28 protein-coding genes and 3 pseudogenes are annotated in these 24,467 nt (G+C 67.7%); 15 read left to right on the top strand and 16 right to left on the bottom strand.

The window, feature by feature from the left end:
* Window positions 1-40: 40 nt before the first annotated feature.
* The gene (locus NON19_RS12280; protein WP_255927269.1) at window positions 41-1,450 is read right to left on the bottom strand and encodes a helix-turn-helix domain-containing protein; all 1,410 of its coding nucleotides are present in this window, start codon (window positions 1,448-1,450) and stop codon (window positions 41-43) included.
* A 491-nt stretch (window positions 1,451-1,941) separates the two neighbouring features.
* On the bottom strand, window positions 1,942-2,910 hold the full coding sequence (locus NON19_RS12275; protein WP_255927267.1) for a bacteriocin fulvocin C-related protein: 969 nt from the start codon (window positions 2,908-2,910) through the stop codon (window positions 1,942-1,944).
* Between the two features lie 612 nt (window positions 2,911-3,522).
* Between NON19_RS12275 and NON19_RS33400 the strand changes: the two genes are divergently transcribed.
* From NON19_RS33400 to NON19_RS12250, 5 genes are all read left to right on the top strand, one after another.
* Complete coding sequence (locus tag NON19_RS33400; RefSeq protein ID WP_255927265.1) at window positions 3,523-4,515, top strand: ArsR/SmtB family transcription factor; 993 nt, start codon at window positions 3,523-3,525, stop codon at window positions 4,513-4,515.
* A gap of 294 nt (window positions 4,516-4,809) precedes the next feature.
* A complete protein-coding gene (locus tag NON19_RS12265) occupies window positions 4,810-4,998 on the top strand; it encodes a hypothetical protein (protein ID WP_255927263.1) in 189 nt (62 codons plus the stop codon).
* 217 nt (window positions 4,999-5,215) lie between these two features.
* On the top strand, window positions 5,216-5,575 hold the full coding sequence (locus tag NON19_RS12260; RefSeq protein WP_255927261.1) for an ABC transporter permease: 360 nt from the start codon (window positions 5,216-5,218) through the stop codon (window positions 5,573-5,575).
* Window positions 5,576-6,053: 478 nt separating this feature from the next.
* Window positions 6,054-6,593: a DUF11 domain-containing protein gene (locus NON19_RS12255; RefSeq protein ID WP_255927259.1), complete on the top strand. Its 540-nt coding sequence runs from the start codon at window positions 6,054-6,056 to the stop codon at window positions 6,591-6,593.
* 360 nt (window positions 6,594-6,953) lie between these two features.
* On the top strand, window positions 6,954-7,574 hold the full coding sequence (locus NON19_RS12250; RefSeq protein ID WP_255927257.1) for a helix-turn-helix domain-containing protein: 621 nt from the start codon (window positions 6,954-6,956) through the stop codon (window positions 7,572-7,574).
* Window positions 7,575-7,669: 95 nt separating this feature from the next.
* Here the strand turns inward: NON19_RS12250 and NON19_RS12245 are convergent, their stop codons facing one another.
* The 10 genes and pseudogenes from NON19_RS12245 to NON19_RS12200 all read right to left on the bottom strand — a co-directional run bounded on the left by NON19_RS12245 (window position 7,670) and on the right by NON19_RS12200 (window position 14,469).
* Window positions 7,670-8,419 carry a PrsW family intramembrane metalloprotease gene (locus NON19_RS12245; protein WP_255927255.1) on the bottom strand — a complete coding sequence of 250 codons (750 nt, stop codon included), beginning with the start codon at window positions 8,417-8,419 and terminating at the stop codon, window positions 7,670-7,672.
* A gap of 249 nt (window positions 8,420-8,668) precedes the next feature.
* Window positions 8,669-9,661, bottom strand: a complete 993-nt coding sequence (locus tag NON19_RS12240) for a glycoside hydrolase family 26 protein (RefSeq protein WP_255927253.1) — start codon at window positions 9,659-9,661, stop codon at window positions 8,669-8,671.
* A gap of 340 nt (window positions 9,662-10,001) precedes the next feature.
* Entirely contained in the window at window positions 10,002-10,193 is a 192-nt protein-coding gene (locus NON19_RS12235; RefSeq protein WP_255927251.1) for a hypothetical protein, read from the bottom strand.
* A 381-nt stretch (window positions 10,194-10,574) separates the two neighbouring features.
* Entirely contained in the window at window positions 10,575-11,504 is a 930-nt protein-coding gene (locus NON19_RS12230; protein ID WP_255927249.1) for an alpha/beta fold hydrolase, read from the bottom strand.
* A gap of 458 nt (window positions 11,505-11,962) precedes the next feature.
* Window positions 11,963-12,246: pseudogene (locus tag NON19_RS12225) on the bottom strand (NF041680 family putative transposase); the annotation flags it as partial.
* A gap of 51 nt (window positions 12,247-12,297) precedes the next feature.
* On the bottom strand, window positions 12,298-13,155 hold the full coding sequence (locus tag NON19_RS12220) for a class I SAM-dependent methyltransferase (protein WP_255927247.1): 858 nt from the start codon (window positions 13,153-13,155) through the stop codon (window positions 12,298-12,300).
* Window positions 13,156-13,176: 21 nt separating this feature from the next.
* Window positions 13,177-13,521 (bottom strand): VOC family protein, encoded by a 345-nt coding sequence (locus NON19_RS12215; RefSeq protein WP_255927245.1) that lies wholly within the window; start codon window positions 13,519-13,521, stop codon window positions 13,177-13,179.
* Window position 13,522: 1 nt separating this feature from the next.
* On the bottom strand, window positions 13,523-13,702 hold the full coding sequence (locus NON19_RS12210; RefSeq protein ID WP_255927243.1) for a ribbon-helix-helix domain-containing protein: 180 nt from the start codon (window positions 13,700-13,702) through the stop codon (window positions 13,523-13,525).
* 51 nt (window positions 13,703-13,753) lie between these two features.
* Window positions 13,754-13,996 (bottom strand): hypothetical protein, encoded by a 243-nt coding sequence (locus tag NON19_RS12205; protein WP_372514109.1) that lies wholly within the window; start codon window positions 13,994-13,996, stop codon window positions 13,754-13,756.
* A 230-nt stretch (window positions 13,997-14,226) separates the two neighbouring features.
* A complete protein-coding gene (locus tag NON19_RS12200) occupies window positions 14,227-14,469 on the bottom strand; it encodes a Pr6Pr family membrane protein (RefSeq protein ID WP_255927241.1) in 243 nt (80 codons plus the stop codon).
* A 154-nt stretch (window positions 14,470-14,623) separates the two neighbouring features.
* On the opposite strand from NON19_RS12200, the gene NON19_RS12195 reads away from it, so the two are divergent.
* From NON19_RS12195 to NON19_RS12185, 3 genes are read left to right on the top strand one after another with little or no spacing between them, the layout of a single operon-like run.
* Window positions 14,624-15,493: a helix-turn-helix transcriptional regulator gene (locus NON19_RS12195; protein WP_255927239.1), complete on the top strand. Its 870-nt coding sequence runs from the start codon at window positions 14,624-14,626 to the stop codon at window positions 15,491-15,493.
* Window positions 15,490-16,389, top strand: a complete 900-nt coding sequence (locus NON19_RS12190) for an aldo/keto reductase (RefSeq protein WP_255927237.1) — start codon at window positions 15,490-15,492, stop codon at window positions 16,387-16,389. Before NON19_RS12195 ends, NON19_RS12190 begins: the two co-directional genes overlap by 4 nt.
* 60 nt (window positions 16,390-16,449) lie before the next feature.
* Entirely contained in the window at window positions 16,450-17,250 is an 801-nt protein-coding gene (locus tag NON19_RS12185; RefSeq protein ID WP_255927235.1) for an alpha/beta fold hydrolase, read from the top strand.
* A 305-nt stretch (window positions 17,251-17,555) separates the two neighbouring features.
* Here NON19_RS12185 and NON19_RS12180 read toward each other — a convergent pair whose 3' ends face one another.
* From NON19_RS12180 to NON19_RS12175, 3 genes and pseudogenes are all read right to left on the bottom strand, one after another.
* Window positions 17,556-17,993, bottom strand: a complete 438-nt coding sequence (locus NON19_RS12180; protein ID WP_255927233.1) for a helix-turn-helix transcriptional regulator — start codon at window positions 17,991-17,993, stop codon at window positions 17,556-17,558.
* A gap of 58 nt (window positions 17,994-18,051) precedes the next feature.
* A pseudogene (locus tag NON19_RS33675) lies at window positions 18,052-18,294 on the bottom strand (cupin domain-containing protein); the annotation flags it as partial.
* 57 nt (window positions 18,295-18,351) lie between these two features.
* Window positions 18,352-19,002: a TetR/AcrR family transcriptional regulator gene (locus NON19_RS12175; protein WP_255927231.1), complete on the bottom strand. Its 651-nt coding sequence runs from the start codon at window positions 19,000-19,002 to the stop codon at window positions 18,352-18,354.
* A 127-nt stretch (window positions 19,003-19,129) separates the two neighbouring features.
* On the opposite strand from NON19_RS12175, the gene NON19_RS12170 reads away from it, so the two are divergent.
* A complete protein-coding gene (locus NON19_RS12170; protein ID WP_255927229.1) occupies window positions 19,130-20,164 on the top strand; it encodes a medium chain dehydrogenase/reductase family protein in 1,035 nt (344 codons plus the stop codon).
* 275 nt (window positions 20,165-20,439) lie between these two features.
* Here NON19_RS12170 and NON19_RS12165 read toward each other — a convergent pair whose 3' ends face one another.
* A complete protein-coding gene (locus NON19_RS12165) occupies window positions 20,440-20,661 on the bottom strand; it encodes a hypothetical protein (protein ID WP_255927227.1) in 222 nt (73 codons plus the stop codon).
* Here NON19_RS12165 and NON19_RS33670 point away from each other — a divergent pair.
* From NON19_RS33670 to NON19_RS12145, 6 genes and pseudogenes are all read left to right on the top strand, one after another.
* Window positions 20,585-20,824, top strand: a pseudogene (locus tag NON19_RS33670) (nuclear transport factor 2 family protein); the annotation flags it as partial. The gene NON19_RS12165 and the pseudogene NON19_RS33670 overlap by 77 nt on opposite strands.
* A gap of 355 nt (window positions 20,825-21,179) precedes the next feature.
* Window positions 21,180-21,626 carry a TIGR03618 family F420-dependent PPOX class oxidoreductase gene (locus tag NON19_RS12160; RefSeq protein ID WP_255927225.1) on the top strand — a complete coding sequence of 149 codons (447 nt, stop codon included), beginning with the start codon at window positions 21,180-21,182 and terminating at the stop codon, window positions 21,624-21,626.
* Window positions 21,627-21,878: 252 nt separating this feature from the next.
* Entirely contained in the window at window positions 21,879-22,139 is a 261-nt protein-coding gene (locus NON19_RS33665) for a transposase (protein WP_372514107.1), read from the top strand.
* A 44-nt stretch (window positions 22,140-22,183) separates the two neighbouring features.
* Window positions 22,184-22,378, top strand: coding sequence for a hypothetical protein (locus tag NON19_RS12155; RefSeq protein WP_255927223.1), 195 nt, complete (start codon window positions 22,184-22,186; stop codon window positions 22,376-22,378).
* A 913-nt stretch (window positions 22,379-23,291) separates the two neighbouring features.
* The gene (locus NON19_RS12150) at window positions 23,292-23,483 is read left to right on the top strand and encodes a hypothetical protein (protein WP_255927221.1); all 192 of its coding nucleotides are present in this window, start codon (window positions 23,292-23,294) and stop codon (window positions 23,481-23,483) included.
* A gap of 120 nt (window positions 23,484-23,603) precedes the next feature.
* Complete coding sequence (locus NON19_RS12145) at window positions 23,604-24,173, top strand: hypothetical protein (protein WP_255927219.1); 570 nt, start codon at window positions 23,604-23,606, stop codon at window positions 24,171-24,173.
* Window positions 24,174-24,467: the final 294 nt, after the last annotated feature.

The following is a 24,467-nucleotide window of genomic DNA, read 5'->3' as shown; positions in this document are numbered from 1 at the left end:
ATCCTCTGCTGTCGACTCGCAGTCAGTCCACGAAGAACGACTAGCAGCTTGCGCCCTCGGCCGACGGTCCGTCCGGTGACGGGGAGTCGATTGCGGCGCGCTGACAGGCGCCGCGTGTCGGGAGTCGCGCCAGCGCCAGCCGGCGCTCCTGCTCGGTCAGCAACCGCTGGGCGATCCCCCTCGCGTACTGCTGCACCAGGTCGTGCATGCGGTAGTAGCCAGGATGCGGCTCGGTGAGCAGATTCACGGCCAGCAGGGGGCCGATCCACCGACGTACGGTCTCCGGGGCCACACCCAGCAACGCCGCGACGACCATCGCCGTAGCGCGACCGGCTGGCAGCAACCCGAGGAGGGCCAGCGCCCGGGCGCTAGGCGCGGCCAGCGAGCGGTAGGAGGCGTCCAGGGCGGCCGGGACACCCGGGTCGTCCTCCACCCCGAGGACAGTCAGGTCGTCGGCAGCCAACCTGGCCAGCACCGTGCGCGGACCGTCTTCGGCCTGGCGCGCTTCCCCGGCCTGCTGCCCCAGGCGGGCCGCCGCCATCCGCAGGGCCAGCGGCAGGTGGCCGCAGCGTTCGGCGAGCCGGGCGGTCTCTGGTGCCGTCGAGAGACCCGGCGCACCCGCGAGTTCGCCGATCAGCCTGGTGGCCGCACTCGGCGCGAGGACTTCCACGGCCAGCGCTCGGGCGCCGTCCCGGGCTACCAGGCCAGCCAGTCGGCGCCGGCTGGTCACGATCACCAGGCAGTTCCCGTCGCCGGGCAACAGCGGCCGCACCTGCTGGGAGGAGATGGCGTCGTCCAGCACTATCAGAGTTCGGGAACCGGCCAGTCGACTGCGGTAGCGGACCACTGCTTCGTCAAGATTCTGAATGGACACCCGGTCGGCACCCTCGATCATCGTCAGCGCCCGCCACACGGCCTGCTGAGGCGTCACCGCCGATCCTTCCGGGTCGTAGCCGTGCAGGTCGATGAAGAGCTGGCCGTCCGGGAACTGCGTGCTGACCCGGTGGGCGAAAGCCACGGCCAGCGCGGTCTTCCCCACACCAGCCATCCCGGTCAGTACCACCGGAAGGCACGGCGCGGTCGTCGCGGTCGCGGTCAACACGGCCAAGTCGTCCTCACGCCCCACGAACGGCTGGGCCGCCCTCGGCAGCGCGCGTGGCAGCGCCGCTGCCCGCGCACTCGCTCCGACGGGCTCCCGTTCCCGCTCCTCGTCCGCTGCCGACCCCCAGTGCAGCTCCCGTGCTGCCGCGAGCAACGCGGCCCGCTCCGCTCGCGCGAGGCGTAGCGCCTGCGCCAGCCGCTCGACGGTGGCGCTACGCGGACGGGCGACCCGGCCGCGTTCCAGATCGGTGATGGTGCGGATACTGACCCCGCTGCGGTCGGCCAGCTCCTCTTGCGTCAGCCGCGCCCGCCGTCGATAGCATCGAACCCACTCACCAAAGGAGTCCATCTGCTCCCCCCATCAGCCCTGACTTCCCTGGTTCTCTCGCTCCGGCCACGCAGGGGGTGACGCCTATGACGCGGCCAGCCACAGGGCCGTGTCCAGTCGAATCGAACTGGCCATCCGTCAGTCCCCCGTCATGGTGGTGCCATCGCTACACGCACGCGGCAATGAGCCCGCGCTGTCGCCATACCAATGCGGTTCCAAGGGTGCGCACTTCTTCCAGCGCGGCGAGGCGAGCACTGACCGCGTCGGTCCCCTCGGCCGTGTGATCGAGGTCGCGCCCCGGGCGGATGATCTATCGGCATCCGCAATGCCGACCACGCGCACGCACCTCTCGTCTCCAACGGGCTACCGCATGAGTGCTCGTCGCCCTCAACCACACGAACCTCGCCCCCAGTTCGTGACCGACATGTCAAACGCGGTGCACCGACCGCCCCTGGATTGCGGCACAGGCCCGCCCCGGGCGCGACGGAGCACGCCACGAGGCAGGGAAGTATTCAGAAGCAGCCGCCGTCGCACTGGTACTCCCAGAAGGTTCCGCATCCTCCGTGACAGTGACAGTCGCAATCCGAACAGTCGAGGCAGCAGACGCAAGCGCCGTTGTCGCACCAGTCGCTTATGCAACTGCACGCGCAGTCACTGGAGTTCACGGACTCCGGTGATGGGGCCGGGCCGCCCAAGGTCGCCAGCAGCATGCGTCCCTCGGTCTTGCCGAACGCCGCGATGGCCGCCAGACGCAGACCCTCCAGCCTGCGGTGGAGTGACGTATCCATGGTCGCGGCGAAGGCCGACTCCTGATGCGCCATCCGCTCTGCCTGGTCGACGACATGCAGTTGATCGGCACTCATGGACGGGTGCGACGCGCGATAACGGTGCAGGTGCTCCAACCACAGACGACTGCGGTCCGGGGCGGGTAGCTCCGTGTAGATGGCCTTGCGGTGGGCGAGGTCATGCGCGGCGAAGTCGGTGTAGCGCCGCGGAAGCACACCCTTGTGGGCTTGGACCCACTGCTCGGCCGCGGTGGGGGGCATGGATCGGGCCACGGCCGTGGTGGCCCGCCCACTGAGCAGTGCCGCGACAGCGCCGACACCAGCCAGCCGGAGGAATTGTCCCCGCCCGATGCCCTTGCCGCCGGACTCACCGCGTTCCGCTGTCTGTCCACGCAGTTCGCCCAGGGCGGCGAGCAGACGCCAGGTGAAGCGCGGGCCCAGCCGTACGGCGAGCCGCGGTGCGACCGCCAGTCCGGTCCAGGCCCGTACTTGGTCGGCGCCCACCTGGATCAGCGTTGGGGCCGGAGGAGCGTCCTTGCCGAGGGCCTGCGCGCGCCAGGCCTGTACGTCGGGATGGGACAGCGGCATGACATCGAGCCTCCCGCCGCCACTGCGCTTGACCCGCTCGGCCACCTTCCTGCACTGGCAACAGGAGGCGTCGAACGCCAGAACCCACCGATTGGACAACCGAACCATGAGTACTCCTTCCACAGGATCTGCGACCCGCGGACGATCGGGCTTCGTTTGCCGCACCGTCACAGGGCCGGATCTTCCGGCAGGTGAAGTCGCCGCTGTTCCACAGGAGTGTGATGCGCTTATGCCGCAGGCGACTTGCATGAATGCGACGCTGGTCCGGAATGGCCGGATCGGTCACTTGCCACGCCCCGCCAGCCGTCGGATCGCCACGCACCGGGCGTTGCCGCCCGAGTTGACTGGTGTCGGTGCGGCTATGGCGCAGCACCGACACCTCGCCTCAGCGTTGCCACGCCACCGTATTGCAGGTCTCGCATGGCTCAAGACCGCCATGAGCAGCAGACTGGATCTGGTGGAAATGCTGCGCATTCGCCGCCTTTCTTGCATCGTGGAAGAGCCGCGGGGCCTGTCTGGGCACTTGCGCGATCCGGACTCCCGTCCGTGAGACACAGGAGAGGAAGGCGGAGGTAAGGCATGTCTGCGCCAAGGCCTGCTCACTACAGCCAGAATGGTCCTGGCTGGGCCAAATCACGGCAAGCAGTTCGGCCTTGACCGAACAGTGCAGCTCGCAGAGCCGTCTGCCATCCCTACACCAGGGGGGAACCTGTGCTTCGCGTGTACTTCACACTGGAGGACCTGCTGCGGGTCACTCTTGCAACGGAGCCGGCGCCGTTGATGGAATTGGGGCTTGCCACGGCGATGCTGCAGCGACCGGGCACCGACCCTGTCTTAGGCCGGTGGCGGCAGCGCACGCTGCGGATCTTCCCGCGTTCCGCACGGCCGCTGTTGGAGCTCATACCACCGACCGGGAAGGGGCCGTTGTTCCTCGACCCTCTGAGCCAGGGGCTGGACGAGGGCCTTGATCTGGTCCGATCAAGCTCTCCCTCCTTCGTCCGGGCCGACTTGGCCCGCCTTTGCAAGGCCGGTCGCCCGCAGACCTGGTGGATCACTCGCCTCGCCCACCAGGACCGAGATGCCTGGCAGCTCCTTGAGGACGCCGTACGCTCCGGTCATGCCAGCCTCCTGGCCCCTGCCTGGCACCGGATCGCTTCGGCCTTCGACGCCGAGCAGGCGTGGCGTGCCCACATCCTTGCCCAGCACGGGATCCAAGCGACTCTGACCAGTCTCGCCTGCGGGATCCGCTGGGCCGGAACCGTCATGGAGATCGTCTCCCCCGAGGAACGTGAGATCCACCTGGCCGGGCGCGGCATCACCCTGCTGCCTTCTGTGTTCTGGACCGGCCGGCCCTTGGTCGGCGTTTATCCGCGAGGTCCTGCGGTGTTCGTCTATCCGGCCATCACTCCCCTGACGCTGCTGCCCGAACCGTCCACCGCCGATCCGGTAGCCGTCCTTCTTGGGAGTACCCGCGCCGCGGTCCTTGCTCTGCTCACCCGGGAGCGCACCACCACGGACGTGGCACGCGAGCTCGGCATCAGCAAGTCCTCTGCCTCCGAACACACCAAGGCACTGCGGCATGCCCGCCTGGTCGTCAGCAAACGTGAAGGCCAAGCGGTCTGGCACACCTGCACGCTGCTCGGCCTCGGACTCCTCAATCAGAGCGGTGCCATCAATGAAGCCACAAAGTCGCCGCCGCCACTGATCGGTTGAGTGGTCGGCTCGAACGACTTCGGACTGCGCTGTTGCGCAGCCGTATTCAGTCGGGAAGGGGAGCCGTGAGCCGTCGGGACTTGGCCCAAGGCCGGATAGCTGCCGGTTTTGCACTGGCGGCAAGGGGGTTGGGCGTCAGATCGAAACGTGGACAACGGGTCGCGTTGATCGGATAGTCCGCCAGGATTGCTGATCGCCGAGGAGTCCCGTTGCCCGCATGTCAGCCTTCGACGTCGGCGGGAAGATCCGGAAGATCGACGTCACGGCCGCCGACACAAAAGCTTGGACCAGACAATGAAGATTGACGTGGTCAGCGGCTCGCGCACGGCGCTGGCCGACGGCAAGATCCTGGTCGGAGACGACACGGCCCGGGCGCTCGGCTGGAAGGCCGGAGACTCGGTCCACGCGAGCTACCGCGATGACACAAAGGGCGAGGTGACCATCGGACCTTTGCCCACAACATGTTCCTCAACCCCGTCGTGATCTCCGACAGGCTCCTGGCCCCGTATGTCCACCCAACCGGAGATCCGGCAGGTCCTGGTCAAGGTCGCAGGCGGCCCAAACGCCAAGAGCGACCAGGCCATCAGCGACAGCCTCGGCGACAACCCGGCCATCGTGGTGATGGACCATCAAGGCATTCGCAACACCTTCGGCGGCACGCTCGTCCAGGGTGCTCTCCATCCTGTACGGGCTGCTGAGCATGTCGCTGATCATCGCGGCACTCGGCGTGGTCAACACCCTCGCGCTGTCCGTCTTCGAACGCCGCGGCGAGATCGGCATGCTGCGGGCGATCGGCCTGGAACGTACCCGTGTCAAGAGCATGATCCGACTGGAAGCGGTCGTCATCTCCCTCTTCGACGCGGTCAACGGTGTAGCGCTCGGCGTGTTCATCGCTTGGGCCATCGCCCAAACGGGCAACAGGCCTCTGGTGCTGGTGCTTTCGTGGACACGGATCACGAACATCCTCGCTCTGGCAGCCGTGGTGGGCGTCCTCGCGGCGGTGTGGCCCGCACGGCTGGCGACCCGGCTGGTCGTCCTAGAAGCGATCAAGACGGAGTGAGACCGCATGCCACCGTGGGACCCGAGTTCACCGGGTCCCACAGCCGTGGTGGTCCGCGCTGGGGCGAGCCACTCCGGCGAGTCGCGCACATCCCCAGCTGCCCCGCAGGGCTAACCGCACTGCCGCGAAGACAGCAGGACCACAAGACGAGGCAAGTGCCGTCTCTGCGGCAGCGGGACCCGGGTGGCGGTGCCAGTACTCACCACCAGCCGGGTCAGGGGGCTCCCGAGCGCCGCTTAACCGTCGAACCCAGGAGAAGGAACATCCAGAAGGGGCTATTCGAGTGAGAGACCACCATGCCTCGGGCATATGACCACGCGCATTGGCGATAATGACGCCAAGTGAGACAAAACAGATGGTTTCTCATGGTGTGTCGGCCTGTTGTCCCGTCACGTCTAGCGCGGTGCGGACTCAGCAGCGCCGTTATCGCTGTCCGGGCTGTGACGGCCCGCCCAACACTGCTGCAGGAGGAATGCTCATGAAGCGCAAACTCTGTCCGACCCTCGGTCGCGTCGCGGCGCTGGCCGCAGCCACGGCCGCTGGCATGCTGCCGGTGACGGCTTTCGCGGCGCCGGCCCAACCGGCTCCGGCGCCATTGCTGACGGTCCAGAAGTCTCACACACAGCCATTCCAACAAGGAGGGAACGGCCAGTACTCGATCACGGTGACGAACATTGGCAATGCGGCCACCACTGGTGATCCGGTCACCGTCACCGACACGCTGCCTTCCGGCCTCACCCTGAACGGCAGCGCCAGCGGCACTGGCTGGACCTGTACAAACACGAGCAGCACTCTGCTCGTGTGCACGAGCACCACCTCCGTGGCCCCCATGACCGCCTTCCCGGACATCACGGTCCCGGTCACGATCGACCCGCATGCGCCAAGAGCAGTCCTGAACAACGTGACCGCGACCGGCGGCGGCGACCCCGTGGAGCACAGTTACACGGACCTCACCCTCATCCAGCCCACCGCGTCTGGTTGCCGCCCGTGGTCGTGGCGATGGGACGAATGCGGCTGATCCCCTCCTTCCCTCGCCGCAGTGGACACAGTGCGCTGACGGGGACTGGCCACTGTTCACGCCAGACCATCCCCGGCGGTGCAACGCATCGCGCGTCTAGGGAGAGCACAGGCCCTGGAGCCAGGACACCCAGGGCCTGCCGCTGGTAGGCCCAAGGCGAACCCACGTAAGCGCAACGACAATTCCCTCCTCACGTCACGATGCTGCAGCACCGCCGCGCGTGCCTTGCGGCGGTGCCGACTGCCCCGCATCAGTACCAGCCGCACCACTCCGCGCCCGCAGCAACCGCACGACCGCGAGACGCGGCAAAGCCCGCCAAGACCATGGAGAAGCGCCCGATCACGGCCACAGCCGGTGTTGTTGGTCGCGCTCTTCTGCGCCTCGCGGGCCCAACGGGCCGCGAACAGCGGGGCCCTACTGGCGGGGTTCCTCAGCGGCCTGGACAGCGGGCAGTGGACCGGCTGGGAAGCCGAGCAGGTCGGCGCCGCCGCACTCCATCTCGCCACGGGCTTCTTCTGCGGCCTGGCGGACCGGGAGAAGCTGCTGGCACCGGAAAACCGGCAGGCCCTGCTCGTGCACAAGGGGAAGTCGTTCATCGAGGCGCACCTGTCGGAGCCCGACCTGTCGCCGCAACTGGTATCCGATGCTCATGGCATCTCGGTGCGCTACCTGCACCACCTGTTCCGCGAGGAGAGGCACACCGTCAGTGCCTTCATCCGGGAACGGCGGCTGGAGCGCTGCCGCGCCGACCTGACGGCCCCTGGACTGACCGGGCTTGCGATCGGAGCGATCGGCGCACGCTGGGGGTTCACGGACCCGGCCGTCTTCAGCCGGGCATTCATGACGGCCTATGGAACGCCCCGGGCGAGTACCGCAAGCGTGCCAGCCTCGCGTGGGGACGTAGCGGAGACTGTAGGAGCTCTAAACCGCGTGTGCAGGCTAGGACTCACGGGCAGACGGCAGCGCGGACAGCGAGGGTGACGCCTTCGGGCGCTCCTGCAGCTCGATGAGATGTAGGAGCTGTCTTGAGGATGTTTGTGAGACCCAATTGAGCAGTCCGTGGTGGCCCAACGGGGTCACTGTGCGGTCGCGGTGGCCGTGCGGTGGGTGAGCGCGCCCAGGAAAAGCAGACTGACCGTGGCGATCAGCGCATAGCCGGTGAGCGTGCCGATGCTGTCCCAGGCCGCGTGCAGCACCACCGCGAGGACGAAGACCAGGCCGAAGCGCAGCCAGCGTCCCGTGCGAAAGGCGATCCACAGCGCCGCCGCGGTCGCGCCCGTCCAGGCCATGTGGCCGGCCGGGGCGAGCAGGCCGCGCAGCAGCAGGACGTTGTCCAGCGTGATGAGGCTGCCGTGGCTGCGTACCAGCGCGACGAAGGCATAGCCCATGGTCTCCAGCGCGGCGAAGCCAGCCCCGGAGGCGACGCCGACCAGCACGCCGTCGGCCGGCCTGCGGTAGCGGGTGAACACCACGATGGCGAGCGGCACCACCAGCTTGGCAGCCTCTTCGATCACCGCCACGGCCAGCATCGGCAGCACACCCAGCCTGCGCAGCGTGTCGTACTCCAGCAGACCCGCGGTCACGGTGCCGATCACCCCGCCGAGCAGGGCGGCGGTGAACACCACTCCCGCTGGCACGTCGTAGGGCAGCCGCCGCTCCGCGACGAACAGCACGAAGGCGACCGGCACCACAGCAGCGCCCAGCAGGATCACCGAGGGCACGAAGTTGGGGTTGGCCGTGTCCACCATGACCCGCTCGTCCACGACGAACAGCGCTATCCCAATGGTCAGCGCTCCGAGCCAACCCAGGCGTGCAACAGGCGGCACCTTGTGCCTCCTCCCGACCGTGGTGCCCGGCCTTCGGGCACGTCACCTGGTGCCCCTACCCCGACGAGGCGGCCGCATGGGGGCTCGCCGGGCCCGCGAAGAGAGCCGGGGAGCCGGGTTGTTGAGCAAGCCTGCCTGGTGTGTCTCCAGGGCACGGCCGGAAGTACGCCCTCACAGTCGTGCCGCTGTGGGTCTTCGCCGCCGTGCCGAGTTCTCTTCCTGCACAGCTCAGGCGGTGAGAGCGTCCGGCTACGGCTTGGCTTGGAAGCGTGAGTCGGCTGCCATGGCGGCGAGTGCGCTGGTGGCGGTGGGATCGTTGGCAAGGTTGTAGTCGCAGGCGTTGTTCTGGCCGTGGGCGTCCCAGTACATCTCGGATCGGATGCTGGGGTGGGCGGTGATGTAGGAAGCCATGGCCTTGATGAAGTCGGCGCGCGTCCGCGCGGTGTGATATGGGACGCTGCCCCATTCGGCGATGAAGACTGGCAGATTGCCGTGCCGGGCCGCGAACGACACCGCCTGGCTGAAGAGCTGTGCGGGTTGCTCGGGCTTACCGGTGGCGGCGTAGGTGTCGGTAAAAGGGTGCTTGCGGCAGTCGGCGGCATTGTAGCCGTCCACCCCGACGACATCGACGTTGCCGGCTCCGGGCCAGTAGCGAGAGGCCCTCGCCGGGGCGTATGCGCCTTGGGTGAGTATCAGCGCCCAGTGGATCCTGCCGCCGTCCTGCCAGTTGACCTTCAGGTCGGTGGCGAGAGAGTGGATGTGATCCCACGCCTTGACGAAGTCGGCCGGCCTCTCCCCGTTGATGAGGTCGGCTTCGTGGTTGAACGTCACGTAGATGGCACCGAGGTGGTGGTCGACAGCGGCCTGGTCGACCTTGGTCAGGAATGATCTGATTGCCGAGTCCTGCGCGCCGGAGGCGATCGAGGTCCACTCGCCCTTTCCGAAGCTGGTCAGCAAGGCCGCGCCCTGGTTCAGGGCCTGGGTGTCCTCGGCAGAGGGGAAGTCGTCGTGCGCCAGCTCGTGATAAGTGCGCACGATCGCGAGCTTCGGCCCCACCAACGGCTGGTGCAGCAGGCTCTTGTTCCCCCCGAACAGCACTGACGATGATCCGCCGGGCGCCGACCATGAAGCGGACGCGTCCGGGGTGGAGGGCGTCGAGCGGCCGGAGCAGCCGGTCAGCAGCGTGACGAAAGTGGCGGCCAAGACCCACGGCCGGCCGGCGAGTCGCCTCAGCGGTGTCATGTGCTGGGACGCTAGTCAGCCATTTTGTGGATTCCTTGTGCTGCGGCCCGTCAGGCCTGGAGCCTCCTCGCACCGGTCCGAGCCTTCCATTCGATTCCGCGCTGGCGCGTCTGCCCTCTGCCCCTCCCCCGCCTGCTGCCTGCCGCCGCAGTCGGAATCCCGCCAGGCTCAACGACGACCGACCGGATCGTGAAAACGGAGCAGTCCGCGGCCGCCGACCCCGGCGTACCGTGCCGTTCACCGCTCAGTGGTGAGCCGCCGCACGGCTGGGGTCGACCCAGTCCGCACCGCGCCGGACAGACAGTGTGGCCGTACACCAGGGCGAGTACGGCCGTACGCCTCAGGGCGGACAGGGGCCAGGCACCCGCTTCCGCCCCTCGGCGCCGGTGAGCGGGCCGCGCTGGGCTCGGCCGCGCTGCTGGGGCATCCGCCCAAGGATGTGGCGGGCCGCGCACTGCGGTGGCAGCGGCATCTCGTCGAACTTCTGCCCGGCCTGCCGCCGGACGGCCCGGCAGGCGCTCGGCCCCGGCATGAGTACGATCCTGCCGCCCGCACGCTGGCGGAACGTGAGCGGGCCCAAGCGGCTGAACTGGCCGCGCTGGGTGAGGAGATCAGCGCGCGGACCGTCAAGCGTAAGTGCAGCGTCACAGACGGCGGTCCGGCCGACCTGCACCGCCTCAGTCCTCGCCTTCGCCCGCCGCATCCGGCGCCAGTGCCGCGACCGGCACACACACGAGCGGAAGACCGCCGTCACTTTCGCCCGCGGCATCAGCAGCCCGCCGCACCCACAACACAACCACAGCCCGCTCTCGCGGTCTTCGACCGCGACCAGCCTCAACCTCGCATCTCTCTGCCCGTGCGGCCACCGTACGGAGCGCGAGTGGCCGCCGGGAGTCCCCGCGGGAAGTGGACGTCAGCCGAGTTCGCCCTGCTCAGGCAGCGCTATGTGTGTGAGGATGATTTCACCGATTCGTCGGGGCAGTCCAGGAGAGAAGAAAGCGTGTCCCATGCCGGGGATCGCGTGCAGGTGGGCGTGCGGAATTTGCTCGGCGAGGGCTTGGCCGTGAGCCAGCGGGCGCAGGGGGTCTTCCGTCCCGTGGACGACCAGTGTCGCAGCCTTGATTGAGGAGAGCGGGACACGTCGGTCGTCGGTCATCTGACGTCTGGCCAGGTCGTGGTTGAAAGCCGCGGCATGGTCGCTGGCTCGGTCATAGGAGGCCTCAACAAATCGGCGTGCAGCGGGCTCGTCGAACGGCAGGACACTGCCGTTCAGTACACGCCAGGTCTCCAGGTTGGCAGTCACGAATTCCTGCCGAGTGGTCTGGGGTAGAGTCGCCCGCCACGCGAGGTGTTGCAGAAGGCGGGGCGCGGCCGGTGGCAGGTCGTCGGGATCTGGCGCCTGACCTGCCAAGGCGCGCGCCCAGGCAGGGCCTGCGTTGTGTCCCATCGGACCAGTCATAATCGCGGCCAGGGTCAGCACCCGCTGCGGGCGATGCACGGCCAGCCATTGAGCGATCGCGCCGCCGAGCGACGCTCCGACGATATGCGCGCCAGCGATTCCGTGGCCGTTCAGCACGGCTATCGCGTCGGCGGCCATATCTGCCAGCGTGTAGGGACTTGCGGCGAAGTCCACGCAGGTGGACCGCCCGGTGTCCCGATGGTCGAAGCGGATCACCTGCAGCCCACCGGCCACGAGTACCTCTACCAGCTGATCTGGCCACCCAATGCCTGGAGCGGAGGTGCCCATGATGAGCAGCACCGCCGGGGCCTTCGGGTCACCATACCGCTCAGTCCACAGCCGTAATTCACCGGACCTGACAAACGATTCTTCAGATTCAACCACGGCCCCAAATATAGCGAATACACAACCCACTTTCATGTTTCGATTTTTCAAGAATTAACTGATATAATGTCAGCAGATTGCCGCCGGGGGCCATCGTCACCATCGCAGATGCCAGTCCTGGCAGTTGCCGCGATGTCAAGGTCGTCGCGGGACTCTGGGCTGGCGCAGGCGGGCAGGTCGACGCACTGGGACATCCACCCGCCACTTCGGCGGGTCCACACGGACAACCATGCTGATGACGCATAGACGATGACTCTGACCGTGGAGCGCCCTCCCCCACCTGGCCCGGCGGAGTACCAGCCGACACCCCTGTCGCGACAGCCACGCGAAACACCCCTAGTTGCCGTTCGGTTGGGCGTCCACCGACGGACAACCCAACGACAAGAAGAGGCACCATCGCACTACGTAACGCTGTGACCTGCGGAAAGAGGTTGTGACACAGCTTCTGAACTTATTCTTTATGGTCCGATCCGGCCACGTTGGGCGATGGTCTCGGGTCGTCTTACGGTTTCGCTTACGTCGTAGCGGGTGGCGGGGTACCGGTTCTTCGAGCCAAGAGGTCTGCCGGGGCCAGGCCAGTTGGGTTCGGCCCACGGGCCGGACAAGGCAGGTTCGGGCGGAGGTTCCTGAACCCTCGGCGGACCCGGGCGGGGGTGAGCCGCCCGGGCTCGACCGGCTTCTCCCAAGGGCGGCGGAGATCCGCGGCCAGCAGGCCGGCGAGGCGAAGTTGCGTGTGGGCCGAGTAGGTGTTTTGAACCACAGGATCCGAGGGCCGGACGGCGTTGACAAGGAATCAGGTGGTGGCCAGCAGGAGGTTCTCTCCGCTTGACGGGCGAAGGCCGTCGGTCCGGTCGGCGAAGTATCGCTCGGCGAGCGAAGTCCCCGGTACGTGCCGGGCGTCTTTGAAGCCGGCTCCGCGCGCCAGTGCCAGCATCTCCTGCGGGGTGTAGAAGCTGATGAACGGCGTTCCAGACGATCGCGCGCCTTCCTCGCTCGCCCGGAGGCCGCGGCGGTCGGCGCCGTCGACAAGTTCGGTCGGCAGCAGGAATGTCATGGCGAGCGTTGAGCCGGGTGCGAGCCCGGTGATCTGACGCAGGGTGGCAGCGGTGGCGTCTTTGGTGAGGTACATGGTGACGCCGGTGGAGACGATGACCGCTGGTCGGCCGGGATCGAAGCCGGCAGCGGTCAGCTTCTTCAGCCAGTCTTCACTCGCCTCGAAGTCGACCGGCACCAGGTGCAGCCAGTCGGGGATGCCGTAGCCGAGTTCGACAAGGCGGCGGCGCTTCCATGCCTGGGTGACGGGCTGGTCGATCTCGAAGATCTGAAGGCGGGAGGCGAGTTCCGGCTTGCGTTGGGCGAAGGTGTCCAGGCCGGCTCCCAGGATGACGTACTGGGTCACGCCCCGGTCGGCCTGCTCAGCGATCAGATCCTCGATGAAACGAGCGCGGGCAACGATGGCTGCCCGGAACCCGCTGGTGGCCTGCGGGTCCATGTCCGAGCGGTCGCGCCACTCGTCGCCGGGGGCCACCAGTTGCAGGCCGATGTCGTCCTCGACCACATGCGGGGGCGGGTCGACCTGGAGGTGCATCGCCCGCCAGAGGGCGGTTCGCACTGCGGTGTTGTCCGGTTCCTCTATCTGCTCGTGCGCCATGGTGTTCCCCCTTGGCCGTAGTCAGTTCTTGGCGGGAGCCTGGAGGCTCCACAGGCGCCCGTCGGGGTCGCGGACGGTCATCTCCTTGGTCCTGTAATGGGTGTCCTCGAACGGCGTGACCACCTCGACGACAGGATCGGGACGGAACGCGTCTGCGTCCGGCGCCTTCAGCACGATCCGTGTCTGGGGCTCTTGGTCCTCGGGTACCTCGGCGATGAACACGTAGGGACCGTCGCCGTTGCGGAGCTGGCCGGAGTTGTGGTCCGTCGCGAACTCCAGCTCGTAGCCCAGCTCCTGGAAGAACTTTGCCGTCTTGCCCCAGTTGTGCGTCGTCAGGAACACGGCCTCGATTCCTTCGGTCGTCATGTCAGGTCTCCTTGTTGGGCGATTGCTGCCTGTTTGCGTGGGCGTCGTCGAGGTAGGCGCGCAGCGCGTCAGCGACGAGCGCCGACAACGACATGCCCGACTCGATGGCGCGGTACTTGACCTGCTTGATCAGCCCGATCGGCAGGTACACGTTGAACTGCTTGACTTCCTCATCACTCACAAAGCGAATGCTAGCATCCTAGCAAGCTAGATCATCGTGTGTACCGATACCTCAAACCAAACCGAGCCGGTTCAGGACGTCGGTGTCGACCTCTTCGTCCAACTGTCCGTGCGGGGGCCCTTGCGGGTCAGGCGCCGGGTCATCATGGTGTTGGGTGACCAGTTCAGGTGGGCTTCGGCGTGTTGGGGCAGGCGTTCGTAGTCGCATGCCGTTGCGGCGGGCGTTCATGCACCAGCCGATCGTGCGCTCGACTTTCCAGCGACGGGGCAGGACGACGAAGCGGTAGGTGGTCACCCCGGCCCGATTCCATCTGCGGCGAAACCCATAAACCGTCTCCCACGGGGAGAATCCGCAGTCAAAGCCCGCCCCTTCGCGCCGCTGTCCACGATGTGGTCAAGGACAGGTCAGGGCTGGTCTGCTGCGGCCTCCTGTCGACTACGAGCGGATCTGGACGTGGTCCCTTGTCAGCCCCGTTTCCTCCTGGCGACCGGTTCCGCCGCAGGATGATGTGGCACTGGGAGACTTCACAGGACGAACGCCGCCGTGGCGGGCAGCGTCCAGGTCGTCACGTGCAGGTAGCCGCCCGGCTGGCGCGGGTCCAGGAAGTCGTACGGGTACCAGTGGGCGAACGGCCCGCGCAGCAGCGAGTACGCGAGATACACCAACGGGAAGGCCAGCCACGGCAGTCCACGCACCCAGCTGATCGGGCGGGCGGGCGGCCCCGCCAACCAGTCGGCCAGCGCCACCACCGGCATCACCGCGTGCATCACAAGTGGACGCCGTTGAGGCGGTGTTCGCCCGCGCGGTCACCAGTCACGCAGTCGGTTGACGGCAAGCACGTGAAGACCAAGAGTGCCGACGGGCTTGGGTGGGTGCGCTCCACCCACCCGCCTGCCCGGCAGCACGCCTAGCCTGGTCCACATGGACGCGGACAACAGACTCGGTGACTATCTGCGTGCCCGCCGCGCCATGACCATGCCGCGGGACGTCGGGTTCCCCGACCACAGTTCGCGGCGGGTGCCTGGTTTGCGGCGGGACGAAATAGCGCTACTCGCCGGGGTGAGCACGGACTACTACATCCGGCTCGAACAGGGCCGCGAGCGGCATCCGTCCGAGCAGGTGCTCCAGGCGATCGCTCGGGCGCTGCGCCTCGACGATGACGCGGCTGCCCATCTGTTCCGGCTGGGCCTGCCCACCACATGGCCGTCTGCGCAGTCGACCACGACGGTCAGCCCGGACCTACGTCGACTGATGGACGGTATGCGTGACGTGCCCGCCTTCGTGGTCGGCTCGGCCCAGGACGTCCTTGCCGCCAACGCGTTGGCCCGCGAGCTGTACCGCGGTTTCGCCCGTTTCGACAACCTGCTTCGGATGATCTTCCTGGACCCCTTCGCCCGGGAGTTCTACGGAGACTGGGACAAGGCGGCAGGCATAGCCGTGAACAACCTGCGCGCGTCGTCGGCGCGGTTTCCCGATGACGAGCACATCGGGCGCGTCGTGGGCGAACTCAGCGTGCACAGCCCCGCGTTCGCGACCTTGTGGGCGCGCTACGAGATCCGCCCGCGCACGCACGAGGACAAGCACTTCCGCCATCCGCACGTAGGTGACCTGTACCTGCACTTCGAAGCGCTGGCCGTCACCAGTGCCCCCGGTCAACACCTGTCCGTCTACAGCGCCGAACCCGCAAGCGCCAGCAGCGATGCACTGGTCCTGCTGCGCCGACTGGCCGAGCAGCGTGCGGCTTCGCCCGAACACGAAACCATGTCAGAGGGAGAGAACGCACACTCATGACCGATTCGATTGCCCAGGTCGCCGGAAGCTTCGAGATCGCCGGCAAGAAGGTCGCCCGTCTCGGCTTCGGCGCCATGCGGCTCACAGGCTTGGGCGTGTGGGGTGAACCCGACGACCGTGATGAATGCATCCGCGTGGTCCGCCGTGCCGTCGAACTCGGCGTCCAGTTGATCGACACCGCGGATTCCTACGGGCCGCACGTCAGCGAGGAGATCATCCGGGAAGCCATCCACCCCTACCCGGACGACGTGCTGATCGCCACCAAGGCCGGTCTCACCCGCAACGGGCCCGATGTTCTCATGACCGATCAGGGACCGGTGCGCCTCGGTCCCAAGGCCTGGCCGCCCGTGGGGCGTCCGGAGTACCTGCGCCAACAGGCCGAGATGAGCCTTCGGCGCCTCGGCCTGGACCACATCGACCTGTTCCAGTTGCACCGCGTCGACCCCAAGGTCCCACTGGAGGACCAGGTCGGCGAGCTGAAGAACCTCCAGGAGGAAGGCAAGATCGTCGCGATCGGCCTGTCCCAGGTGACCGTCGACCAGATCAGGCAGGCGCGCCGGATCGCCGCCATCGCCACCGTACAGAACCGCTACAACCTCACCGACCGCTCCGCCACCGACGTCCTCGACTACTGCACCCGCGAGGGCATCGGCTTCATCCCCTGGGCACCGGTGGGCGCGGGCGAACTCGCCAAGCCGGGCGGACGGGTCGACCGCATCGCCTCCGCGCACGGGGCCACCTCGTCCCAGGTCGCACTGGCCTGGCTGCTCGCCCACCGCGAAGTCGTGCTGCCCATTCCCGGTACCTCGAAGGTCGCTCACCTGGAAGACAACCTCATAGCGGCGAAACTGACCCTGAGCGCCCAGGAGATCGACGAGCTCACCGACGCCGCATGACCTTCCCCGACCGCCAGGCCGCCTGCCCGTGTCCGCCTTCTTCCGAAAGGACTCCCATCGATGCTGCTGCCCGCTGATCAGGCAGGTCAAGGGCGGACAGTGGTGCTGCTCCACGCCCGCCCCACGGACCGGACCATGTGGAGCGCGCACTTGCCCCTGCTCGCCGAGGCTGGAGTTCGCGCGATCGCCCTGGACCTGCCCGGCCAGGGTGAAGCAATCATGCAAGACCAGCCCAAGGTCGTGCCATGGACGGACGTCCTCGACACACTCGACCACCTCGGAATCGACCGCTTCGTGCTGGCCGGAAACTCGCTCGGCGCGCTGGTGTCACTCCAGGTCGCGGTGACGGCCCGCGACCGGGTCGACGGTCTGGTCCTGGTGGGCTACCGACCGCACGATCAGGAGCCCTCCGAGCGTCTCCAAACCGCCTGGGACCGCGAACGAACCGCGCTCGAAGCCGATGACATCGACGCTGCCGTACAAGCAGGGCTCGAGGCATGGACCTTCGAGCACGCGAGCGACGAAGTGAAAGCGCACGCGGCCCGCATGCTGCGCAACCAACTACAGGCGCGGATCGCCCATGGCGAGCCCCACCAGGCCGAGGACCCGCTCAGCCAAGACCCGCACGCGCTGCGCAGTCTCCGCCTCCCGGCGCTGGTGGCCGTCGGTGAGCACGACATGCCCGACTTCTTCCGCGGTGGGGAGGACCTGGCCCATAACCTGGCCTCGGGCGACCTCGTAGTCATCCCCGGAGCAGGGCACCTCGCACCACTGGAGCAGCCCGCGGCCTTCTGCGCACTGCTGTTGGACTTCTTGGACCGCGTTCCCACACGAGCAGTTCGCCGAACTTCGGGCGCTTAAGCGGATGGAGACGGCTGGAGGTGCCGGCCTCCTCCTCGAAGACAACCGGGTCCTCGATCCCGGCCTCGCCGAGGAACGAGGTTGTCGGTCGACTGCCGGTCGGTCAACACCCGCTCATAGACCAGAAAATGGCCACGTTCTTCCTCGCCCCTGGCGGCGCATCGGCCCCTAGCTGTCAGCAAACCCTCGCATCAACCGCCATCGGATCTCATTCGATCCGGGCCGTCGGCAGGCCGCGAAGGCCTGGGTTCATTGGACGCCAGGCATGCCTGTCTTCATTCGATCGTTTACCGACGGGGCAACGCTCATGGGACGGGGTGGGTGTTGGCGAGCAGTCGGGTTTCGGCGGTCGCTCGTTCCCCCTGTCGCCAGGTTCCGGGTGGTTGTCCGTGGTGGCGGCGGAAGGCGGCGGCGAAGGCGAAGGGTGAGCCGTAGCCGACTGCGTCGGCGATCTGGGGCAGGGTGAGATCGTCGGCGCGCAGGTGGTCCCGGTCGACGGTCATGCGCCATTCGGTCAGGTACTGCATGGGGGCCTGACCGAGTGCCTCCCGGAACACCCGTGCGAAGGCGGCCCGGGACAGGCCGCTGATTGCGGCGAGTTCGAGGACCGTCCACGGGTGAGCCGCATTCTCGTGCATGGCCCGGAGTGCGGCGGCAAGGCGCGGGTCCGCGGCTGCCCGGTACCAGCGGGGTGCGGTCGCGCTGCGGCGGAAGTGGCAGCGGATGGCCAGGATGAGAAGCATCCAGGAGGCGATCCAGGACGATCTGCTGGGCGAGTTCGTTCCGGACCAGTTCGCGGGAGAGCAAAGTGATCACGTCCCGCAGGGGATCGTCGTCGGCCGCCGAGAGGGTCAGGACCTGGGGCAGGGCGTCAAGGAGTCCGCTGCCGACCTCGCCGGAGAACTGGTAGGCGCCGCACAGGAACACCATGGCCTGCGAGTTGTCCTCGGGGCTCGTCCGAGCGTGGCGGACCCGGAACTCCTCCGGCTCCAGGCATGCGGCACCCGGCTCATGCCCGATGTAGTGGTGCGGCCCGCCGCGCACCAGCGTGACGCTCTCCTTGGCCACCTCCGCGTTGGCGGCCCCGACGGCGGCGCCTGGTCAACGGCCCGTCAGGGCCTCCGTTTCGGCGGCGTAGAGGTGGGCGGGATCGAATCCCATACCAGTGAAGTGGCCGGCGAGTTCGAGCGAGAGCTCGCCGTGGAGGCGGGTCCAGAAGGTCAGGGCGCGGCGGAGTGCTGACGGCGGGGCAGGGTGCGGTCCGGCCCAAGCCCGGTGCTCGGCCAGGTGCGGATCGAGCGGGGACGGGGGTGTGTCGGGCAGTTGCTCAGCGGCGCAGGCATCGAGGAGGACGGCCATGATCTCGGAGGTGATTCGCGTGGTGTCTTCAGGCGCCTGGTATCCGGGCACGGGGGTGCCGTATACGAGGAAGTAGCGCTGGGGGTCCTCCAGAGCCCATCCGCGCAGGGCGTGCGCCAGGTCGCCGAGGTCCGCGCCTGCCTCGGCGCGGGTGCGGAAGGTGTCGGCCAGGCTGCGGTAGGCGTCTTTGACGAGTTCGGTGATCAGCTCGTCGCGGTTGGCGAAGTACCGGTACAGGGCCGGTCCGCTCATGCCCATCTGCTTGGCGATGGCGTTGACGGAGAGGGCGGAAGCCCCGGCGGCGGCGATCTGCGTCCAGGCGTGCTGCTTGATCTCCTCCCGTACCTGGGTGCGGTACCGCTCCCTCGGAGTCCTCGTGTCCGGGTCGATCACGACCTGCCTCCCGTTCTCCAGAAACCGGTTCGTTAGAGGATATCACCCACGTTATTGACCCTCACCGCGGCGGTAGTTACAACTTATAACGAACGCGAAAGCTCCTATCGAGAAGAGGAGGGCGGTCATGGGCAGCGAACACCTCGTCCAGGTCGTTCTGCCGGGCATCGTGGCCCCGGAAGGCTTGAAGATCCGCCAAGCAGCCGTGCCGAGCGCCGGTCGGGGACAGATCGTGATCGCCATGGAGGCGACCGGTGTGTCGTTCGCCGAGCAGCAGATGCGTCGCGGGCGGTACTACGACCAGCCGCCGTTCCCGTTCGTGCCCGGCTACGACCTGGTGGGTCGGGTGCTGGCGACCGGCCTCGGCGTCGATCCGGATCTGGCCGGTCGGCGGGTGGCCGCACTGGTGAAGGTCGGTGGGTGGGCCAGTCACGTGGTCCTCGACGCCAAGGACGCGGTCGAGGTCCCGGACGGCCTCACGGCGGCGGAGGCCGAGACCGTGGTGGTCAATGGGATCACCGCCTGGCAGATGCTGCACCGCAAGGCCCGAGTGCGCGCCGGACAGACCGTCCTGGTGCACGGCGCCAGCGGCGGCGTGGGCTCGGTCCTGGTCCAACTCGCCCACGCCGCGGGCGCGAAGGTGATCGGCACGGCTTCCGCCCGGCACCACGACGCCCTACGGGAGTTGGACGTCATCCCGGTCGACTACCGCGCCGACGACGTGCCGGGCCGGGTCCGGGAGTTGGCACCCGGTGGGGTGGACGCCGTCTTCGACCACCTCGGCGGCCGAAGTGTCACCGACTCCTGGCACCTGCTCGCCCCCGGCGGCACCCTTGTCGCCTACGGCAGCGCCTCCACCCGCGACGACACCGGGTCCAAGCAGTGGCCCGTGCTCAAGATCCTCGGCCGCGTCTGGCTGTGGAACACGCTGCGGCCCAACGGCCGTCGCGCCTACTTCTACAACATCTGGGCCGGGCGGGCCCTGAGCAAGGACCGCTTCCGTGCCCGGCTGCGGGCCGACCTCACCGAGGTCTTCGCCGCCGTCCGCCGCGGCGACGTCACAGCCCGCATCGCCGCCCAACTGCCGCTCACCAGGGCCGCCGAGGCACTGCGGCTAGCGGAGTCCGGCACCGTCACCGGCAAGGTGGTCCTGACCCCCTGACGCGCACCAACCCTGGGATGTAGCCGCCCGTCGGCCACCAGACGAATCCGACCACAGCGCCCGCCTCAGCCGGAAACCCACGGTGCGCATCGCCCGTGTCCGAACAAGACGACCACCGTGCCGAAGAGCCAGACAACCGAAGGCGCGGCCGCGCGCAGCGTCCCCGGCCGCGTTCCGTGATCCCCCGTCGGTCTGCCCGTCGGAACTTCCTCCGAGCCGTTCCAGGGCCGCCGCACCGCCACAGCCGGTGTGGCGGTGCGAAACGACCCACTCATTCAGCCACCTGACATGCCATCACCCAGGAACAACATCACCATGAAGCTTGCTTCACCCCGCGCCGTGACCGCGCTGATCTGCACCGCGGCCGTCTCCGCCGCACTCGGCAGCACCGCCTTCGCCGCGCAGCCCGCCGACCAACACCTGCCGGGGATCGTCACCGACTGGGCCGCCGCCTGGAACGGCACCGCCCCCGGCGCACTCGGCGCCCTGTTCACCACCGACGGCACCTACACCGACCAAGCGGTGGAGGGCAGCTTCCACGGCCGCCAGGAGATCTCCGGGTGGAGGGCCCGCGCCGACAACGTCATCGACAACGTCCACGTCACCGTACGCACCGTCCACCGCGACGGCGGCCACATCACCATCGAGGCCGTCTACTCCGGCCACCTCAAAGGCGCACCCAAGCCCTTCGGCGTGCCGATGGCCGCCCTTCTCGACCTCGACAGCCGCCAACACATCACCTCCGACCAGGACACTATCCCCGCAGCAGCGCCTGGAGTTGGCCCACTGGCAGCGAGCCTGGGTCGAGGCATGGAAGGCCTCGCGGCAGAACCAGTACGCCATCGCCGCGTAGTTGTTGCCCCGCCGCGCGATCGGCGGGGCAACCCCCCGAGCAGCCAGCAGCGGGGACAACGGCCACGCTACGCCCGGGGTCTGACAACGGACGGCGCGAGCACACGGCGATGCCACGGTTCTCCCGAACTGTCCCACCGCTCATGGTTGGTAGCCTCACGGAATGACTGCGACATTCGACGAAGCCGTCCGCGCCCGGCTGCAAGCCCCCAACATCTGGTACGTCGGAACCGTGTTCGCCGACGGGGCACCGCAGGTCAGCCCTATGTGGGTGGATCTGGAGGGCGAGGAAGAGCTGACGTTCAACACCTCGGTTGGGCGGGTGAAGGAGGAAAACCTGCGCCGCGATCCCCGCGTCTATCTCTCGCACGCGGACACCACCGATCCCTTCGACCGAGTGCAGATCAGTGGTGTGGTGGCCCGCTTCATCGAGGGTGAGGAGGCGCACGACCGGATGGACCGGCTGGCCCGCAAGTATCTGGGCAGCGAGCGCTTCGAGTGGATCATGCCGGGGGAACAGCGGGTCGCGGTGATCGTGCGCCCGGTCAAGGTGCGGCACATCGTCGGGGTGGAGCGGTTCCGGCCCGGCGGCCCCGTCCCGGCTCCCTGACCGGCACACCGGTCGGCTGTGTCGGGGTTGAGGCGTCGCGAGGACTTGCCGCATTCCCAGCAGCAGCCGACTCCGGCCATGACGGTGTCGTAGCGTGCCTGGACGATCTGGCCGCACGGCAGGTGCTTGCACCGCCACGCCGTGCCCGCTCCCGGATGCGCTTCCAAGGGCTGCCCTTGGCACGCATACGTGCGGCGCGCTCCTTGGGCGTGGCGATCCGGGCTGAGGCAGCCCGCGCACCGCAGGTATGGCATGGCCCGACATCCCCGTTGGCCACCCGGCCCAGCCGTGGTGTGCACACGTTTCCGCACCGCGTGCAGCGGCACCAGCGCCTACGCAGAGGCGGTCCGTACCGCAGCCCCGGAAGCGGTCCAGATCGCAGACCGTTTCCACCTCTGGCTCAACTTGTACAAGACGGTCAAGAAGTGCGTCGTTGCCCATCGCCGCTGCCTCGCCCCGATCGAGGACGAGGCCAGGTCGAGGCAGCAGAACCACCGGCTGGATCGCCGGTAGTTCAAGGCAAGCGGGCGGCGAACGCCCGGCGCCACTTCGCAGCGGTGCACGAGATGTACGACCAGGGCGTCGCGATCCAGGTGATCGCCGAGAGGCTGCGAATGGACCGCAAGACGGTGGGCAAGTACGCGCACGCCGCCACCGTCGAGGACGGTCCTGTCCCCGCCGCCCCGGCGTCACTCGCCGCTGCAGGCATGCGCCGAGTACCTCAACATGCGCTGGCAGGAGGGATGTACTGACGGCGGCCGACTGTTCCGTGAGATCCAGGAACGCGGCTACCGGGGCAGCAGCCGCCGTGTCCGGCGCTGGCCCGAACCGCTTCGCTCGGCAGGGTCCCCGACACCCAAGAGGTCTGAGGCACCCACCGTCCGGCAGGTCACCGGCTGACTCACCCGCCACCCCGACAACCTCAGCTCTGGCCAGCAGCTCCGCCTCAAACTCGCGCTCACCCGCTGCCCCGAACTCACCGATCCGCGCAGGCGCATCCAGGGTTTCGCGGCGATTATGACGAACCTCAATGGCCAACTGCTGCCTCGCTGGAGGGGTATCGGCGAAGCCGCTTCCACCCTTCAGGCGCGGCACGGCGGCCGACCGACAAAGATTTTCGCGAATTGGCGTATGACGCTGGTCACTTGACTGCGCGCGCCATGCGGCATCGCCGCCCCGAGACACTCGTCGCTCTGCGTGATGGCCGATGTCAAGGAACACGTTGAGATCCTGTTTCTCATCCTCAGGGGCTTGGTAACGTTGGGAAGATGGGGCTATGACTCCGGAAGAGGCCCGACGAGCGGTGAACCGGTCGCGGGAGGAAGTGCTGGTGGCTGAGGCCGTATCAGTTGCCGGGGGGTGGCGGTTCCTCTCGGTCGACAGCGCCGGCGTCGAGGACGGCACATCGTCCAGCCTGACCTTCGGCATCCGCAGCGCCGATACCGATGGCCGTATGCGCGACCTAAGTGCTCATCCGGACGCGCTCAACTCGCCCAGCTTGCTGGGTGGTCACCGGCGGACCTTCCGGGAGAGCATGCGGTGTGGGCCCCGGACTCCCAGCTCTGCCCCCCGGGGGAAAGTAGCTATGTGTGATGCTCATGCCGTGCCGCCCCAGGCTGGCTGGGCCTACGACCAGATCCACTGGTCACCGTAGAAGGGAACGCCATGGTGAAGCTCAAGACTGCAAGCGGCGACCGTCCCCGCCGCGAGTTGCCCTACCGCACGTCGCCGCCGCCCAAGACGTGGCCGGACCGCGAAGACCTCGATCCATCCAGCGCCGACGCGTACGTGTGCGAGTTTCCCCCCGAGGAGGAAGGAACGAAGGAGGCGGAAGGTCCGGATGGGGGCGATAAGTGATTCTGTGCGAGTCCCGTGAACCGACCGGATGAAGTGTGCATGACCCCCTACCGTTGAGCCGGAAGTCACAACTGACTCAAGGGGGACAACATGCACAAAAGCATGCGCAGGATAGCGGCATTGTCCGCTTCCACGCTCGCGGTTCTGGGCCTGGGGGTAGGGGTCGCCGAACCGTCTGCTGCTGGGACCGCAGCCAAGCCGCCGACATCGCTGCCGACCAAGGTCCAGCACGAACTGGATGCGATCAAGGCCAAGGGCGGCCACATCGACAAGATCACGGTCACGCCCTACACCAAAAAGGGCCAGGCCACCGCCGCCACCCGCCCCGTCGACCAGGTATCCCCCGCGCAGTTGCCGACCGGTTGCGGCCTGTACGTCTATATCTACAACATCGGAACCGACGTCTACAGCTCCAACCTCACCGCGTGCCTCACTCCCCAGCCCAACATCGACATGCTCTCCCAGATCGGCGAGGACTACTGGGTCCTGTGGTTCCACGAGTACGACACCGTCGCCAACGACGAGAAGTCTCAGGCCGAGACCGACAACCTGGCCCTGGACGTCGAGTACGACTGCTCCGGCGACGGCACCCACGACTTCCAGACCGTCACCGAAGGCACCATCCTGGCCAACGACGGCACCTACACCGCCCAGGCGTACGACGACGTCTCCCAGGTCAAGTGCGGCTGACAGTCCACGTAGACAATCCGGTTGAGGGCGGGTGCCGTGGGGCATCGGCCCTCGATATTTGTCGGTGTGCTGTGACGGCGCGAGGCGGGAACAGTTGCTTGAGCCAGGCCAGCAGCAGTTCACGTGCTGCTACTCCAGTTGGGCTGGCTAGTCGTTCCGGTTACTAAGCGGTGCGCCCTCCCCTGCGCATGGTGCGGCGCACCCGCTGTCCGCCTCGCGTACGTGGGCGCAATTCTAATCAACTTTGCCGAATTTGCCTGCTTTCCAAGGTCATTGGCACTGGCTGATCGGGCA

Origin of the sequence: Streptantibioticus rubrisoli (genome assembly GCF_024436055.1) — a bacterium.
Lineage (GTDB): Bacteria > Actinomycetota > Actinomycetes > Streptomycetales > Streptomycetaceae > Streptantibioticus_A > Streptantibioticus_A rubrisoli.
Note: the sequence above shows the minus strand (reverse complement) of the source record. Positions and strands in the feature narration are given on the sequence as shown.